At 49.9% G+C, this 16898-nt stretch carries 17 protein-coding genes; 11 read left to right on the top strand and 6 right to left on the bottom strand.

The window, feature by feature from the left end; translation table 11 throughout:
- Positions 1-20 precede the first annotated feature (20 nt).
- From flgF to flgH, 4 genes are read left to right on the top strand one after another with little or no spacing between them, the layout of a single operon-like run.
- Entirely contained in the window at positions 21-761 is a 741-nt protein-coding gene (gene flgF, locus PsAD5_RS15900) for a flagellar basal-body rod protein FlgF (protein ID WP_063292781.1), read from the top strand.
- Between the two features lie 11 nt (positions 762-772).
- Positions 773-1555, top strand: a complete 783-nt coding sequence (flgG, locus tag PsAD5_RS15905) for a flagellar basal-body rod protein FlgG (RefSeq protein WP_057462621.1) — start codon at positions 773-775, stop codon at positions 1553-1555.
- Between the two features lie 12 nt (positions 1556-1567).
- Complete coding sequence (gene flgA, locus PsAD5_RS15910; protein WP_063292782.1) at positions 1568-2536, top strand: flagellar basal body P-ring formation chaperone FlgA; 969 nt, start codon at positions 1568-1570, stop codon at positions 2534-2536.
- On the top strand, positions 2536-3297 hold the full coding sequence (flgH, locus tag PsAD5_RS15915; protein ID WP_063292783.1) for a flagellar basal body L-ring protein FlgH: 762 nt from the start codon (positions 2536-2538) through the stop codon (positions 3295-3297). The genes flgA and flgH overlap by 1 nt, the downstream gene beginning before the upstream one ends.
- Positions 3298-3654: 357 nt before the next feature.
- Here flgH and dksA read toward each other — a convergent pair whose 3' ends face one another.
- Together dksA and PsAD5_RS15925 are read right to left on the bottom strand one after the other, a co-directional pair.
- A complete protein-coding gene (gene dksA, locus PsAD5_RS15920) occupies positions 3655-4071 on the bottom strand; it encodes an RNA polymerase-binding protein DksA (RefSeq protein ID WP_057462624.1) in 417 nt (138 codons plus the stop codon).
- Positions 4072-4229: 158 nt separating this feature from the next.
- On the bottom strand, positions 4230-4667 hold the full coding sequence (locus PsAD5_RS15925; protein ID WP_057462625.1) for a flagellar assembly protein FliX: 438 nt from the start codon (positions 4665-4667) through the stop codon (positions 4230-4232).
- A 249-nt stretch (positions 4668-4916) separates the two neighbouring features.
- On the opposite strand from PsAD5_RS15925, the gene PsAD5_RS15930 reads away from it, so the two are divergent.
- From PsAD5_RS15930 to PsAD5_RS15945, 4 genes are all read left to right on the top strand, one after another.
- The gene (locus tag PsAD5_RS15930; protein ID WP_063292834.1) at positions 4917-6035 is read left to right on the top strand and encodes a flagellar basal body P-ring protein FlgI; all 1119 of its coding nucleotides are present in this window, start codon (positions 4917-4919) and stop codon (positions 6033-6035) included.
- Complete coding sequence (locus tag PsAD5_RS15935; RefSeq protein ID WP_063292784.1) at positions 6035-6364, top strand: rod-binding protein; 330 nt, start codon at positions 6035-6037, stop codon at positions 6362-6364. Before PsAD5_RS15930 ends, PsAD5_RS15935 begins: the two co-directional genes overlap by 1 nt.
- Positions 6361-6861: a hypothetical protein gene (locus PsAD5_RS15940; RefSeq protein ID WP_063289606.1), complete on the top strand. Its 501-nt coding sequence runs from the start codon at positions 6361-6363 to the stop codon at positions 6859-6861. The genes PsAD5_RS15935 and PsAD5_RS15940 overlap by 4 nt, the downstream gene beginning before the upstream one ends.
- Before the next feature lie 192 nt (positions 6862-7053).
- Positions 7054-7518 carry a hypothetical protein gene (locus tag PsAD5_RS15945; protein ID WP_057462628.1) on the top strand — a complete coding sequence of 155 codons (465 nt, stop codon included), beginning with the start codon at positions 7054-7056 and terminating at the stop codon, positions 7516-7518.
- 233 nt (positions 7519-7751) lie between these two features.
- On the opposite strand, the gene PsAD5_RS15950 is transcribed toward PsAD5_RS15945, so the two are convergent.
- Complete coding sequence (locus PsAD5_RS15950; protein ID WP_063292785.1) at positions 7752-9329, bottom strand: flagellin N-terminal helical domain-containing protein; 1578 nt, start codon at positions 9327-9329, stop codon at positions 7752-7754.
- Between the two features lie 447 nt (positions 9330-9776).
- Here PsAD5_RS15950 and PsAD5_RS15955 point away from each other — a divergent pair, with 447 nt between their 5' ends.
- On the top strand, positions 9777-10232 hold the full coding sequence (locus tag PsAD5_RS15955) for a flagellar biosynthesis repressor FlbT (protein ID WP_063289608.1): 456 nt from the start codon (positions 9777-9779) through the stop codon (positions 10230-10232).
- Positions 10153-10539 carry a flagellar biosynthesis regulator FlaF gene (locus tag PsAD5_RS15960; protein ID WP_084405986.1) on the top strand — a complete coding sequence of 129 codons (387 nt, stop codon included), beginning with the start codon at positions 10153-10155 and terminating at the stop codon, positions 10537-10539. The genes PsAD5_RS15955 and PsAD5_RS15960 overlap by 80 nt, the downstream gene beginning before the upstream one ends.
- 36 nt (positions 10540-10575) lie before the next feature.
- Here PsAD5_RS15960 and PsAD5_RS15965 read toward each other — a convergent pair whose 3' ends face one another.
- From PsAD5_RS15965 to PsAD5_RS15975, 3 genes are all read right to left on the bottom strand, one after another.
- Positions 10576-12084, bottom strand: a complete 1509-nt coding sequence (locus PsAD5_RS15965) for a hypothetical protein (protein WP_208988641.1) — start codon at positions 12082-12084, stop codon at positions 10576-10578.
- A 78-nt stretch (positions 12085-12162) separates the two neighbouring features.
- Positions 12163-14007: a flagellar hook-associated protein FlgK gene (flgK, locus tag PsAD5_RS15970; RefSeq protein ID WP_063292788.1), complete on the bottom strand. Its 1845-nt coding sequence runs from the start codon at positions 14005-14007 to the stop codon at positions 12163-12165.
- Between the two features lie 53 nt (positions 14008-14060).
- Positions 14061-15734, bottom strand: coding sequence for a flagellar hook protein FlgE (locus PsAD5_RS15975; protein WP_063292789.1), 1674 nt, complete (start codon positions 15732-15734; stop codon positions 14061-14063).
- A 325-nt stretch (positions 15735-16059) separates the two neighbouring features.
- Between PsAD5_RS15975 and PsAD5_RS15980 the strand changes: the two genes are divergently transcribed.
- Complete coding sequence (locus tag PsAD5_RS15980) at positions 16060-16896, top strand: AAA family ATPase (protein ID WP_063292790.1); 837 nt, start codon at positions 16060-16062, stop codon at positions 16894-16896.
- Positions 16897-16898: the final 2 nt, after the last annotated feature.

Genomic DNA, 16898 nt, shown 5'->3' on the forward strand with positions numbered 1-16898 from the left:
GCAATGCTGGGGAGCATAAAATGGAAAACGCACAGCTGATCGGCTTATCACGCCAAAGTGCCCTTCGTCGGAACTTGGATGTGGTGGCCAACAATCTGGCTAACATCAATACGACTGGCTACAAGGCTCAAAGGCTTATCTTTGAAGAATTCTTGATGCCAACCGCGCAGGCGACTGAATTTCAGCGCCCGGATCGCCCTTTGTCCTTTACGCAGGATGTAGGGACAGCAACAGTTCTGACACAGGGCTCGATCCAGCTGACAGGCAATCCGCTCGACGTCGCAATTGAAGGTGACGGCTATCTGGCTGTGACTGGTGCAGGCGGTGAGCAGCTTTACACTCGCTCAGGCAGCCTTGCCATTGATCCTGAGGGCACGCTCGTAACAGATGCAGGCCTGCCAGTTCTCGCTGACGGCGCTCCAATCCAAATCAATCCAGAAGATGGTGAAATCACCATCACCAAAGAAGGCGTGATCTCCACCCCACAGGCTCAACTTGGCCGATTGGATGTTTACACCTTCGACAACCGCCAAGAGCTTTTGCACGTTGGCACAAACCTGTTTTCCGGCTTGAACCCAATCCCAGCAAATAACCCGACTGTCGTCCAGGGCGCCCTTGAAGGCTCCAACGTGGAAGGCATTCAGGAAATCTCCCGCATGATTGAAATCACCCGTCAATACAAAAGCGTGTCCAAGATGATGTCGCAGCGCAACGAACTTCGTCAGCGCTCCATCCGCGAACTTGGATCGGTTGAAGCTTAAGGAACAGCCCAATGAAAGCCCTTCACATCGCCGCAACCGGCATGAAAGCTCAGGAACTGAATGTCGAAGTTATTTCGAACAACGTGGCCAACATGCGCACCACTGGCTACAAGCGCCAGCGCGCAGACTTTCAGGATCTGCTCTACGAAAACCAGCGCCGCATGGGCACCGAAACCTCAGACGCAGGCACAATCGTTCCAAACGGCGTGCAAATTGGCTCCGGTGTACGCACAGCAGCAACCACGCGCATCATGTCACCGGGCTCAGTGACCCAAACGGGCAACGAGTACGACATTACAATTCGCGGCGAAGGCTTCTTCCAGATCCAGCGTCCGGACGGCACAACCGGCTTCACCCGTGACGGCTCCTTCGCACGCTCCCAGACAGGCCAGCTCGTCACCAAAGACGGCTATACAGTTCAGCCTGGAATCACAATTCCGGACAACGCCCGCGATCTGACAATCAACGTCCAAGGCCTCGTGCAGGCCATGGACGACAACGACCAGGTCCTCAACCTTGGACAGCTCGAAATCGCCCGTTTCACAAACAAAGCTGGCCTTGAGGCAATCGGCGACAACCTCTTCCTGGAAACTCCGGCAAGCGGCCCGCCACAGACCGACAACCCAGGCAACGCAGGCTTTGGCAACATCCTTCAGCGCCATCTTGAATCATCTAACGTCGATGCTGTGACCGAGCTTTCCAATCTAATTTCTGCTCAGCGCGCTTACGAGATGAACTCCAAGATCATCAAAGCAGCCGATGAGATGTACTCCACCACAACGAATCTTCGCTAAGGAGTTGAGTTGATGAGAAAGTTGGCAACCACACTCATTGCAGGACTACTGGCCCTGACAGCCAGCAGCGCATTTGCGGCCTCAACCCTGCGCCCAACGGTCAACGTAACCGGACCAGTCGTCACCATTGGTGACTTCTACACCGAAGCGGGAGAGCTGGCTCAAACACCAATCTTTCGCAGCCCGGACCTTGGCACCACTGGCAACGTGTCTGCATTGATCATCGCACAGCAGGCACAGGCCGCTGGCTTTATTCAGGCCGATACCAACGGCCTGACAACTGTGAGTGTGCACCGCCTTTCCATCCCGGTAGATGAAACACTCATCTCAGACATCCTGCGCAATGCACTTGCGGAGCGCGCAAGCGTGCAGCCGGACGAGATTGAAATCTCCTACCATTCACCACTTCCGGTGAACATGCAGGCAGACGCCAACTCCATTTCTCCGCTAACCATCGGGCACATCAACTGGTCACCGCGCACCGCACGCTTCAAAGCCATCCTCAATGTGGTGCAGGAAGGCCAAAGTAAGCCAATCTCTGTCATTGGCAACGCCTCTCAGATGGTGCCCATCACCACTCTGGCTCGCAATCTGCAACGCGGCACGGTCATCACAGCCAAGGACATTCGCGAGGAGCGCAAGCCAGCCTCCCGCTATGCCGGACGTGAGTTTCTTGCAGCTGCTGATCTTGTTGGAATGGAAGTGCGCCGTAACATGCGCTCTGGCTCAACCATCACCCCAAGGGATGTAAGCGCACCGATCCTCGTCAAGCGCGGCGCAAAAGTAACAGTGATCTACAAGATCCCCGGCATGAACATCACAACTCAGGGCAAAGCCAAGTCTGAAGGCGGCAAAAATGACCTGATTGAGATTGTAAACCCAATTTCAAAGAAAACGATCCTTGCTGAAGTCATCGGCAGAGACATCGCCATCGTGACCACCGCAAAAACGCAGGTCGCAGCCGTATTGGAGAACCGCTGATGCCGAGAATACCTTCAGCAACCAAAATCAAGCAATATGCTGCGCTCACGATTGGCCTGTTTGCACTCGTCGGCTGCGAGACAGCCGACAAACTTTCCAAAGTTGGTCAAGAACCTGTTCTGACCGCGATTCAGGACCCACGCACGCAGCCAGGCTATCGCCCGGTACAAATGCCAATGCCAATTAAGGAAGTAGAGCGCTACAACGCGAACTCTCTTTGGCGCACCGGCAACAGAGCCTTCTTTCAGGACCAGCGCGCAAAACGTGTTGGCGACATCGTAACGGTAAACGTCACCATTTCCGACAAAGCAGCTTTTGAGAACACCTCGAAGAGCTCACGCAGTGATGCGAAGAACTCAGGAGCTGGTGGCGCACTCGGCGGCGCGATCAACACACTGGCACTTCCTGCCAGCGCTTCAGCTGACGCTCTGGCATCAATCAACAGCTCCGACAACTTTCAGGGCACAGGCTCTATCGACCGCACAGAAAGCCTGAAGACCACCGTCGCAGCTGTCGTGACACAGGTACTCCCCAACTCCAACCTCGTCATCGAGGGCCGTCAGGAAGTGCGTGTAAACCACGAAGTCCGTGAGCTAATCGTAGCGGGCGTCGTTCGTCCGCAGGACATTGCATCCGACAACACTGTTGAGAGCACCAAGATCGCAGAGGCACGCATCGGCTACGGCGGCCGCGGCCAGATCTCCGTTGCCCAACAACCTAAATACGGCAGTCAGGTGCTGGACATCGTGCTTCCGTTTTAGAGCGTGTTCCGTTTGATTGGCTTCAGTCAAACGGCAAGAATTCGCTCCAACAAAGATGTTAGAGCGCGATGCGTGACTGTAAATGAACGCGGCGTGCTCCAAAAAATCAAAGAACCCAAAACCGCTTAATAAGCTCCCCAGCTTGAGCGGTACATAAAGCGAGCTCGGCAACATGCTCCCCAGCATGCCGGGCTCGTTTTCTTTTGTGCACCAGAACACCGCACACCGACGTCCGGCCAAAACAAAACAAGGGAAGCACAGCTAAGCCGTGCTTCCCTCGTAAAGTCATACTTCAAGTACTAGAGCCTAAAAACTTAGGACCACAGCTTGAAAGGCGATATCCTGTCTCCCTGAGGATCAGTCATCCCGATAGATTTTCTCGCGCCGCTCATGAGCCTCTTGGGCTTCAATAGAAAGCGTTGCGATAGGTCGTGCATCCAAACGACGAACAGAGATTGGCTCGCCAGTCTCTTCGCAGTAGCCGTAGGATTTGTCTTCAATGCGAGCAAGAGCAGCGTCGATTTTGGAAATCAACTTTCTCTGCCGGTCACGCGCACGTAATTCAATCGACCGATCGGTTTCAGAAGAAGCACGGTCAGCCAGATCTGGGTGATTAGTGCTTTCTTCTTGAAGCGCAGCAAGGGTCTCCTTGCTCTCTTTCAGAATATCTTCCTTCCACGCAAGAAGCTTTCTACGAAAGTACTCGCGCTGTTGGTCGTTCATGAATGGTTCATCCTGTGTTGGACGATAATCAATTGCGACATCAACTGCCATCTGAAACTCCGCCTATTTATATGGGCGGCTGGAATATAGCGAGAGGAACCTGAAACAACAATCTACTAAAAAGATGAAATTGTCTAAGAACACAATTATTCAGTGTATTCAGCAACTTATGCGGTTGGAAACCTTTGATACTATCGTAAATGGATAGGCTATTCTACGTAGTGACCCAGCTTTGCGAGCTCGATTCTTGCACGCAATTCAATATCTTCGACCACTCTGTCGAGACCGGGGTTACCACTTTTGACCTGCATGGACAGGTTACCAACAAGTCGCTCAAGGCGCTCTGGCTGCACTTTGCCTTGCAGCAAATCGATCCGCAGCGCATCTAGTTGATCCAGAAGTTTATTTCCATGCTGCACAGCGCGCTGCTTGTCATCGACCTGAACTTCCATCTGCTGAAGGGCCAGCAAAGAATCCACACCCTGCAGCGACGGTGTTGGAACACCAGCCTGCGACTGCGCAACGCTGGTGGTCTCCTCCTCAACGGCAAACGCACCCGCCTGCTCGCCTTCAGAACCTTTGCGACGTTTCGTGCCCACTTTACTCGTGGAGTTCAAACCAGAAACTGGAGTGCTGCGTACAAGCAAGACCTTACCCTCAGAGCTATGGAACTGGACAAAAGCTTAAACCCGAACGCATTTGCCGAGCTGATCACATAAAACTTTACCAAGCAGGCAACAATTGCCGCATTAAAATTTGCAGTGCTTTAACTTTTATCCACCCCCTACTAAAAATACCCAGTAAATTCAGCAGGTTAAAAATTAGCAAACGCAACACTGAAACTGGCACAAAATTCGCATATTTCCGGCATGTGTGAACTGAACAGCCGGGTACCAATGCGCTCTTTCGCAAACTTACGTAGAATCGCCGCAGCGGCACTGATCGTCCTTATGGGCGCGACCCTTCAGGGAAACGCAGCCTCAAGGATCAAAGACATCACTGACTTTGAAGGCATCCGGGACAACCAGCTCATTGGTTACGGTCTCGTCGTCGGCCTTCAGGGCACTGGTGACTCTCTCAATGCCTCACCATTCACCCGGCAATCTTTGCAGGCAATGCTGGAACGCCTTGGCGTCAACACCAACGAAGCAGACCTGAACACAAAGAACACCGCCGCCGTAATGGTAACCGCCAACCTGCCAGCGTTCTCAACACAAGGCACCCGCATCGACGTGACCGTGAGCGCACTGGGTGACGCAAAGAATCTTCAGGGCGGAACACTGCTGGTAACACCATTGATGGGTGCAGACGGAGAAGCCTACGCCATTGCGCAAGGTCCAGTGGCAATCGCTGGCTTTGCAGCACAGGGTGACGCCGCTTCCGTTGTGCGCGGCGTTCCAACATCTGGCCGCATTCCAAACGGTGCTCTTGTGGAGCGGGAGGTTGAGTTCAAACTCGCTTCTCTCAGCACCATTCGTCTGGCCCTGCGCAATCCGGACCTGACCACATCCCGTCGTATCGCTGTTGCAATTAACGAGCTGATTGGCCTACCGACAGCTGAACCACTCGACCCATCCACCGTTCGCCTCACACTTCCAAAACAGTTCGATGGCAACATTGTCGATCTGATCACTGACATCGAACAGCTGATCGTAGAGCCTGATTTACCGGCCAAGATCGTGATTGACGAAAGCTCCGGCATCATCGTCATGGGTCAGCAGGTGAAAGTCTCCACCGTCGCAGTCGCACAGGGCAATCTCACAGTCACCATCGCAGAATCACCAGAGGTGGTTCAGCCGCTGCCATTCGCACAGGGCCAAACGGCTGCAGTGCCTCGCACAGACGTGCAGGTGACTGAAGACAATAGCCAGCTGGCACTCGTCAACGAAACAATCACACTGCAGCAGCTTGTTGATGGATTAAACGCTCTGGGCATTGGCCCAAGAGACCTGATCTCCATCTTGCAGGCCATCAAAGCCGCTGGCGCCCTTCAGGCAGAAATTGAGGTCCTCTAATGCTCCAACAAGCACAACTGCCCTCACCTGCGCTGACAAGCTCTGCAGACCTGATCGCGGGCGCCAATCAGGCAGGCAAACCATCAGCTACCAAAGATCCGCTGATGGAAAAGGCCAAGGAATTTGAAACCGTATTCCTCAATGAGATGTTGCAAAACATGTTCACCGGCCTTGATGAAGGCGGGACCTATGGTAACGGCGAAGGCTCAGAAGCGTGGAAATCCATGCTGATCAACGAGTACGCCAACACAATGTCTCAATCTGGCGGCATTGGTATTGCAGCTTCAGTTCATTCGCAATTACTACAACTTCAAGAGAACGCAGTATGACCAACCAGTACGACGCTGAAACTGTTCCAAGTACAGTATCGTTTGAAGAAGAACCTATCCAGACACGGATGCAAGCCGAGGTCTTCTGCGAAAATTTTGAGACGGCAATGGACAACCTCGTAGATATCATCGAGGCCGAAACAGAGCTGCTACGCGAGGGGCAAATTTCTGAGCTGCCAACCGTTGCCCCCAAAAAACATGCAGCCATCGAGTCATATCTCTCTGGCATCCGCGTCGCGAGTGCAAACGCCATCGCACTTGGCAATCTCGCTCCGTTGTCCATTCAACGTATGCGCGAGCGTCACGGCAATCTGCGGCCAATTCTTCAAACCAACCTGCAAGTGGTCTCTACGGCACGTTCAGTGACGGACAACGTCATTGAGACCGTTGCTAAAGCCGTTGGTTCTCAAATGAAAACAAGAGGTTACGGTGCAAACGGCATGATGAGTTCGCCCCAAAGATCCGCTCAGGGCATTGCCGTTAACCAAACCCTGTAAACGGCACCATATTAAGCGTGCATATTAACGAAATAACCTGAAGATCGCCCGTAGCCTCCCTGATAAATAGGGGTATTTGGCGGTTTTCAGTCGCATTTCTCTAAATATTTCGTATATTTCTATCATTAAGATTAATATTATTTAAGAACATTCCCCATAAAGTTGTCAGAGATTGAACACGTGGGGGACATTATGGAAATAGTCACACAAAGACCAACGCTCTTACATCAGGCACTGACAACACAGGCAGCACCGGTAAAATCGGAGACCGAACAGGTCAAAACCGAACTCTCCGGCGCCCGGGCCGTCACTGCATCCTCTGAGTCAGAGGATAACTCAACCGCCACCGAAAAGTCCTACCTCTCAGACTCCCGTCTCGGCGTCATCCCTAGCAAACCTAAGGACGACCAGAGCCGCATTGAGCGCGGTTACAATTATGATGAAGAGTCAGATGAGCTCATCTATTCGATGACGCAAGAGCCAGAAGGCGACGTCATCTACGAACTGCCCTCCAAGACAGCTCGCCGCATTCGTGCATTCCTGGATGAAGTCCTTCAGGCACAAGAAAAGCGCAGCCTGGGCGGTGAGGCAAAAGAGATTGATCCTGCGATCTACGAAGCAAAGCAGGTCGAGCCAACGCAAGCAAAGCAGGCCTAAGCCACACAGGCTTTATCCTCCCTGCAAACCAGACTTATCCCCCTTGAGCTATGCCGCCCCCGCAGCATGGCTCCTTTTTTTGTCTGTCCAGTGACCACCGCATAACAACGCACCCACCACCACAAAAACGCAAAGCAACGCACATATCAACGCAACCGACGATACAACCAAAAAGACAAAGAAAAACGCGCCCCAAAGAGCGCGTTCTCCAAATTCTAAATCTGAAACAAAGCTTATCGGATAAGCTGCAGCACAGACTGACCAGCTTGAGTTGCCAGAGACAGAGTAGAAGTAGCAATAGAGTTCTGAGTATTCAGAGCTGCAAGGTTCGCACCTTCCAGGTTGGAATCAGCCAGCGTCAACTTACCAGCACCAACTTCCAGAGTGTTGATCAGGTCAGCAGTAAAGTCCTGACGGTTGGTTACAACAGACAGGTTTGTACCGAAAGTAGAAGCCTGCGCACGCAGATCCAACTGAGCCTGACGGATTTGATCAAGAGATTCTTCAATCAACTCGTCAGAACCCCAACCACGACCTTCAACTGCCGCAATATCTTGACCCACGACATTAGTTGAAGAGTCAGAGAACTGCGCACCTGAACCGTTCCCTACAAAACTAAAGGTAAACTCTTTACCTTCGTCAACCGATGTTGTGATCTGATTATCAATCGTTTCATTGTCTACAGTCAGAACGCCGTCAACAAAAGAAGCGGTGACATCAGTCACACCATTAATAGCTGTTGTAAGCTCGTCAATCGTGGACGTAGCAGAAATATCAAAATCAGTGGTCGGACCAGAACCAAGATTAAATGAAACACGATCGCCAATCTCAAATGCATCAAGTTCAGCCAACGTAGTTTCTTTAGTCACGCTCTTTTCGACATTAAGACCATTCAACTCACCACCAGTTTCTCCACCGCCACTTGGTGTATAAGAGAGTTCAATATCTTTATTTACGCCGGAAATAACAACTTGACCAGCTTCGATAGCTACTGTTGCAGAACCAGTAGTCGCATCTTGCCCAAGCTCTGCACGAATGCTTGTCTGTAAGTCATCAAGTGAAACACCTGCAGCGATAGTCAAATCGGTTACACCGCCATCGCCAGAATCAATGTGAATCACGCCACCATCTGCAAACTCAGTGGCGGTGTTAAGATCGGTAGCAGTATCAGCAAGGCCTGGATTGGTGAAGCCTGTAGTCTTGTTCAATGAATTCTTGCTAATCCCGAGATCAAAATCAGCCTTACCGTCGATAGCGTCAACTTCAGCAACAGTGTCGCTAATCTTACCTAGCTTAAACGCGGCATCTTCTGAGTCCAAATCGGTATAATCGACAGAAGAGATGTTCAACTTAGAAGAGCCATCTTCATTGAACTTCACAAGCAAATCATTGCCGTCGCCGCCCAGAAGGTTCTTACCTTTATAGCCGGAATCTTTGGCAATATCCTCAATCTGAGTACGTAATTCGTTGAACTCAGACGCATACTTAGCGCGCGTATCAGCATCTTTAGATTGCAGCGCCTGGTTAGCCTTACCTTTCGCCGCATCCAAGAGCTTATCAATACCCTGAATACCTTTGTCGGCAGCTTCAAGAGTAGAAACCGACTGCCCGATGTCGTCCTGAAGGTTGCCCAGGTCAGATGCGCGAGAGTTCAGAGAAGATGCTGTGAAAAAGGAATTCGGATTGTCGAGGGCAGAGTTAACTTTCTTACCAGTTGCGAGGCGCTCTTGAGTATCGCTAATCAGGTTAGCCGTGCTCTGGAGCGTGCTCAGGTTTGAGCGAACCGCAGCGGTGAGTGTAATATCAGCCATTTTAAATGTCCCTTCTAGGATAATGAATGACCCTTCCTGGGTCACAAACGCAGCAAATAATTACTGAGTTTTAATTGGGTACAATTACCCGTCCTGCGAGTAAAGGGGGAACGTGTTAACAAGCGCTTAATAAATCAGGGATTGCAGCAACCACACTCATCAGCTCAAGGATAAATCTAATTTTACATAATTAAGTCAAAAACTTACTCAACAGCGGCAGCTCGACGACTGCGCAATATTGTCTGTGCATATTTCCGCCTATCTGTACTTTCACAGCCCACCCAATGGCTTAAGCTGCCATGCATTAACTGGCGACTCTACATATTCAATTCAGAAGAGCTCTAAACTTAAGCAAAATTAGAAATAAATCGCTGAATAACTCGTAAGATTTAACTAGATTAACCTTTTGGTTGCCATCATAGTTAAGAGTGCTTTGAAGGAGGCTGCATGGCACTAAAGGTCGAATTAAAACCCGGAGAAAAATTGATTGTTGGTGAGACACTTATCACTAACGATAAGCAACGTGCACGATTTTTCATTCAGGGAGATGCACCTATTCTCCGAGAGAAGGATATCCTTCTTCCGGAAGACGCCAGCACCATGGCACAGCAGGTCTACCTTGCAGTGCAGGTCATGTATTTAAAGCAGGATATCACGGTTACTCAGAAAGAGTATTTCGATGTGATCGGAAAGATCCTGCAGGCCGCACCAAGCACACGCGACCTTATCAGCGAGATTAGCACCGCAATTTTGCGAGAAGAGCTCTATCGCGCCCTGAAGCTCGCCAAAAAATTGATTGAATATGAAAGGACTTTGATAAGTCATGTATCAACAAGCAACTCAGGCATATCAGCAGTCCGCAAACACCTCGGCCTCAGCGGATCCGAGGGCTCTGGAAGCTGAAGCTCTGATGAAAGCGGCGGCACGCCTTTCTGTGCTGCAACGTGAGTGGGATACAGTTTCACGCGAAGAACGGAATGAAACGCTCATATTCAATCGCACGCTCTGGACAATTTTTGTAACTGAGGCCACTGCAGAGTATAGCGAGCTGCCTCTGGAGCTCCAAAATAACATCGCAAATCTGTCCCTGTTTATGTTCAACAGAACCATGGAAATGATGGGCGGCGCGGAACCAGAAGCATTAGAGACAATGATCAACATCAACAAGTCTCTGGCATCTGGATTAAGAGGCCAAAAGGCAAACGTATAATAACAAAAAAGCCTCCGTTTTACGGAGGCTTTTTTGTTATCTCAAGAAGTCAGTGATTGTTAGATTTAATAGTATAGACGTTGCCTGAAACGAGGCGTCTAAATCCGTCTTTAGCACGGCTATCTCAGTTCCAACTTCAGTCTTGTCAACGTTCTCGAGACCGGTCAACGTGTTGTGATAGGTCAGAGACGCCTGCTTTTGCCTCTCAGCAGTACGTTTCACAGTTGTATTCACCACCGACATCTCAGATGCAACGCTTTGGATGCCTGAATTTCGATCCCCAGCAACAGAGAGTGCGTCATCGCTCTTACCTGCCAACGAAGCATAGTAGGATTTTGCGACCGCTTCACTCTCAGCATCATCTGGAGTTTCTGCTGTAAAGTCTGCCGCCACAAACACAGCAAGGTTTTGCAGCTGCTCGGAAAACGCTGACTCATTCGCGCGCGCGCCATACTCCACGCGCACATTGTCATCAATCTGAACAACCTTGTCTGAGCGCGGATCATCAGAGTTCTCGGTACCGGTATACCAGTCGACCAGAAGATCAGGTGCAGTCTCATAACCAGAGCCGTCCGCTTTTGGCACCTTCGGCACCGGATCAGTCCGCCCGTGATTACCAAAAAACTCCTCACCAGCCTGCACATCAGCAACCGCACGAAGCTCAGTTTTTGCAATATCGCCTATTGCCTTATCCAAAGCCGCCTGAGCATTCTGAGCACTCTCCAAAGCAGGATTAGCACCCGTCCCAATCAGGAAGGTTCCCTCCCCTGCATCAGGATCATCGGTTGCTGTGAGCTTAACAACTGATTTGCTCCCGTCAGGAAGTTCCAGTTCAACCTCAATCGTATCACCAACACTCGGAGTGTCATTGAACGCAAAGGACCCCTTCTTCCCTTCAGGATTAGCCGGATCAGTCAGGTCTTCAGGAGTAACCGCTGTTGCAACATCAGCAGACGACGCAGAAACGGAAGTAATTTCAAAGCCAAATCCCTCAACATTGTCCTGTTGAAGTGTCAGAGTAGGAACACCAAGCGGATTTGTCACACTGGATTCGATGCGACCATTTTCAGAGGCACCAACATGAGCATTCTCATAACGCTTCATGAGCTCCTTGAGCCCAAGCTTTCCACCTTGCCCATCCATTATGGCATCAAGTGAGGCAACAGGTGGCTCAGTCGCATCCTTACCACCGAACAGATAATACCCGTTCACTTCAGAGTTCAGCTGCGAGATCGTCTCATGCAGCATAATCTCAGTCGCTTGCTGACTGGTCGTCTGGCCATCTGTGGTCAGCGTATAGTTGTTCTCATCAATCGCACTCACACTCTCAGAGCGCATCTTCTCCATATGCTCAAGAGACTTACCCATTAAGTCGAGCTGGATACTCGCAATCGCATTAGAGTCTTCATAAACCTCAATATTCGAAATCTCACGGCGCAGCTCCAAAGCCATGCGAGAATCTGAGCTAATGCCACCATAGGTTTGCGACTTCAGTCCAGAAGTCAGCTGAATAGACTTACTCTCCAGCTGCGTCTTTTGCTGCATAAGGAGATCAAGCATATAGCTATGAGATTTAGAATAACCGATTGTATTCATTTGAATAACTCAATTCCTAAAGCAGCATCATGCGATTCTAAAAAGTGTATCATACATTTCGTCGATAGCCGATAAGACACGAGCATTCGCAGCATAAGCATTCTGTAATTCAGTCAGCTTCACCAACTCCTCGTCTACATCGACCTTATAACTGTTTTCATAGGCATTCTTAGCAATGCTCGTGACAGCTTTTGAATTACTCGCAGCTGACGTTGCCGCACTCGCAATCTGACTTTGTTTGACCACAGTCTCAATGCCAAAGTCAGAGATCGTCCCAACATATGGAGCATTCTTCGCTCCGATCCCCGAGCTAGGCGCATACGTATATTCGGTCTCAGTCAGGCGACTTTTCAGGAGGTTTGCACGCTCGGAGCTCTGCTTGTCAGGCTCACCAGCAAGCAGACTTGGATCATCTAAGACGGCCTTATTGACAACCATCCGCTGAGCAAATCCAGTTTTCTGACCACCATCCTCAAGAGCTCCTGTATAAGGCACTCCGCCATCGTTGGAGTCCAAAAAGAGCGGTATCTCTGCCCCATCAGCCGCCGTGACAGTCCGCGTGTTTTTCGCTGTAAGGCCAGTAATCTCAATAGTCCCTGGGCTGGTCGGAGACAGAACTTTCAACTCACCAGCAGCATCAACGGAAACATCAAAACCAGAACCCAGCGCACTGGAAATCTGACTTTCCAGTGCAGTCGAAGTTGCCGGAATTACAATACCATGCACAATGTCATTGGAGTCTGCAGTTACATCCGAAGAAAGCGGAAGCAAACTTGGGTCAGTCACAGCAACGAAAGTGACCTTCCGACTTTCTCCGTTAACATCAAACTCAAGCTCAATCGTATCGCCAGAAGATTGCAGTTTAGACGTATCAACGCTCAAACCCGTTGCTGCGGGTGGTGCCCCACCATCATCAGCGGCAACACCTTCAGACGTCTGCTGCGACAAAGACAGCGCCATCTGACTTGCAAGCTCATCCAGGCGCGCTTGCGTCTCTGGAAGAGTATTGTCCCGCAGTTCCACGAGAGCACCCATACTGCCGCTTTTTAAATCAGCCGATGAAAGTTTCATAACGGCGCCTGATCGCGACTTTACTTCAATTGGATTACCCTCAACTCCCACACCTAGCGTTGGGCTTGGAGTAAACTGCAACTCAGATGCGCGATCATTGTAGAGCGTTGTTCCCGACTTAGTAGATATGCTCAGCAAGCCGTCATTGCCCTGCTTAATATCCACATCCATCTTTTCGGTCAAAGCTTCCAACTGTCGGTCCATTTGATCTTGCAAATGGGCTGTCTCCCGACCAGCGGAACGCTCGACAATAATGCTGTCTTCTAAACTCTCAATTTCCTTTAGAATAGAGTTAACTTGCCCCACTTCATCAGTGATTGCTGCATCCGCATCACGGCGCATTTCTTGAACTTGCTTTGCAGAACTATTGATGCTTCTGGAAAGTTCATCAGCTGCGTTCACAGCAACTTCTTGAGCGCTTTGAGAGCTAGGATCGGTAGCCAAAGATGTCAGCGCATTTGTGAAGTTATTCATCAGGCTTGGGATCGAACTAGGATCTCCAACCTTCCCAAACATCTGATCAAGCTGCGTGATATAGTCATTATATTGAGTTGCATAAGCCGTATCGCTCAGGCTTTCCCAATAAGCTGACTGGAGCTGGGTATTGACTTGCCGCTGAACTTGATTGGTCAGAACAGAAGAAGATGCAGTCGATGTATTGTGGACTTCAGTGCCCACAATCGTTTTCAGCGTATACCCATCAACATTTGCATTCGCGACATTCTTCGATGCAACCGCAAGCTGCGCCTTCGTAAGCGACAATCCCGACATCGCCGCATTCAGAGCTGCCCCAAGACTCATACCCTAAACTCCCAAACGCGCTGAGGTAGGCAAAAACCTACCTCAGCAACAATTTATCGAACGATATTAAGAACTGAATCCAGCATCTGATTAGCTGTCGACAAAACTTTAGAGTTCGCCGAATAAGCCTGCTGCGTAATGATCAGCTTGGAAAACTCTTTTGCAATATCCGCGTTGGAACTCTCTAGCGCTTTGGCTCGAATAGTCCCCCCATTGCGGAAATCTGGCTCACCAGACGTAGAGGTCTCAGAAAATGCAGCACCATCAACTCGCTGAAGTTCTTGCTCAGCTGCAAAAGTCGCAATTGGAATTTTAAAGAGTTTCTGAGACTTATCATTGGAGTACTTCCCAATCACATTGCCTTCTGCATCAATGGAAACATCCTGCAATGTGCCTGAAGGGAAGCCATCTTGAGACAAATCAATACTAGTCGCATTGCCAATCGTGTCTTCATACTGAGTTAGATTGTCTTGGCCGAACTTAAAAGAAATATCACCCAAGCCAACACCATTTACTTCCAGATCGGTGATATCAACAACACCCGAAGCTGGAGAAGTTAAACGACCTGCCGCATCAAACGACATATCACTTACTTTCTTCCAAGCCACTTCATCGCCTGTCGCTTTGGTATCTGTATTGTAGTAGAGCGACCATTTATTCTCTGCATTAAGAGCCCAACGCAGCTCAACATTAACCGGCGTACCATTTTCATCGTAGACGGTTTCTTGCCCGCCAGCGATTGATGATTTGATGAAATCATCAGCTTTATCGCCGGTTACAACTGAACGATCCACCGCGGCAGCTGGTGGAATCGGCTGCGCCGACAGAGTCATATTAATCGGAGTCGCACCGCCGGTTTCAACAACAGTCATATCCTCAAAGGAAGAAATGCTAATTTCACCAGAAGCCAGAATTTCAGCTGTAACGCCATGCATACCATTCAACTTGTCCAACAAATCTTGAACAGTTGTGTCAGCCCCAACAGTGAAAACTTCAGGTGCGTGTCCGCCTACTGTCAATGTAAGAGTGTCACCCGCATCAAATTGCGTTGAGTCAGTAAGTTTACTCGTTTCCGTCAATGCTGTTGGGCCAGCATCCACCAACGCAGGAGTTGTTTGCGTATCTGGCGTTGAAAACACACTCAGATCGACATACTGAGAATTTGGCACACCATCAGTTGTGTCATAGTTGTCTGTGGTAGGCGTAGACGGCAAATTTGCTTGATAGTCAATCTGAGTAGATGGCTTTGCAGGCATCGGCGCGTCAGAAACCTGAATTGGTTCAGGACGATCACTAACAGCACCTGTGGCCGGATTAATCGGGTATCCTTGCAAAAAATAACCAGCAGAGTTAACGAGATTACGCTCAGTATCTAACTCGAAATCGCCTGCACGGGTGTAGTAACTTTCAGGCGCTTGCTGGGTAAGACCATCTCTATTGGTGACCAGAAAATACCCAGGGCCATTGATCGCCATGTAGGTGTTCCGGTCAGCGGATGTGACATCGCCAGACAAGTAGTTAGTGGCACGAGAAGTCGCAATTACAGTACCGGAAACCTGTTCGGCCTGCCGGCTACCTGTACTGGAAACAAGGTCGGAGAAGCTTGTATCAAGGCGTTTATAGCCAGTGGTCGAAGAGTTCGCCACGTTACCGGAAATGTTCTCCAACGCCTTGGACTGTGCGTCCAAACCGGTCGTTGCAGCGTTGATAGCACCATAAATACTCATCGAGCCCACCTAGAATTCAAATTCGCTCATGCTTGCGCAGATCTTTGATCACTAGAAGCAACTTACGTGCCAAACTAAAAAACCCAATTTACTCAACTATTTCAATAATTTAAAATTTTAACCTATTGTTAAACATAGGATTTTCTGCCTGAACCCGGCAAATAACTCGCCTTACCCGGCACATAATTCCCAGAGAAGTAAAAGAAACCGAGCAAAGATCGAAACCACTAGATAAGCCCAATGGCGCAACCCTGCAGGGATTGCTCATTGCCAATCGAGAGATTAGTGTTTTCGCCAAATCACGATACTCAAGCAGGATTTAGCGATGAAATTTCAAGGGACCTCCCAATACGTTGCCACAGAAGATCTTCGGATCGCAGTCAACGCGGCTATTACCCTTGAGCGCCCCCTGCTTGTAAAAGGCGAGCCCGGAACCGGCAAAACTGTCCTAGCGCAGGAAATCGCTCAGAGTTTAGGCGTCCCCTTCCTTGAGTGGAACGTCAAGTCGACCACAAAGGCTCAGCAAGGCCTATACGAATACGACGCGGTTTCCCGTCTCCGCGACAGCCAGCTTGGCGATGAGCGCGTAAAAGACATTCGCAATTACATTCGCAAAGGTAAACTTTGGACTGCTTTTGAAATGAATGAACGCCCGGTTCTTCTGATTGATGAGATTGATAAGGCTGACATTGAGTTCCCAAACGATCTGCTTCAAGAGCTGGATCGTATGGAGTTCTTTGTTTACGAGACTGGCGACACGATCAAAGCAAAACAGCGTCCAATCGTGATCATCACCTCAAACAATGAGAAAGATCTTCCAGACGCATTCTTGCGCCGCTGCTTCTTCCACTTCATCAAGTTTCCGGATGCAGAAACAATGACAGAGATCGTCAATGTGCATTTCGGCGAAATCAAAGACCGGTTACTTAAGGAAGCACTCAACGCATTCTATAACCTCAGAGACTTGCCGGGCCTGAAGAAGAAGCCGTCAACCTCTGAGCTTCTGGATTGGATTAAACTGCTTCTGAACGAAGACATCGCCCCGGAAACCCTCCGCGAAACCGAAAGCCGGAAAGTTATCCCGCCATTGCACGGCGCACTCCTCAAGAACGAACAGGACGTTCATCTGTTCGAGCGCCTCGCCTTTATGAATCGTCGCTAGTA

It is taken from the genome of Pseudovibrio sp. Ad5, from assembly GCF_001623095.1.
Classification (GTDB): Bacteria; Pseudomonadota; Alphaproteobacteria; order Rhizobiales; family Stappiaceae; genus Pseudovibrio.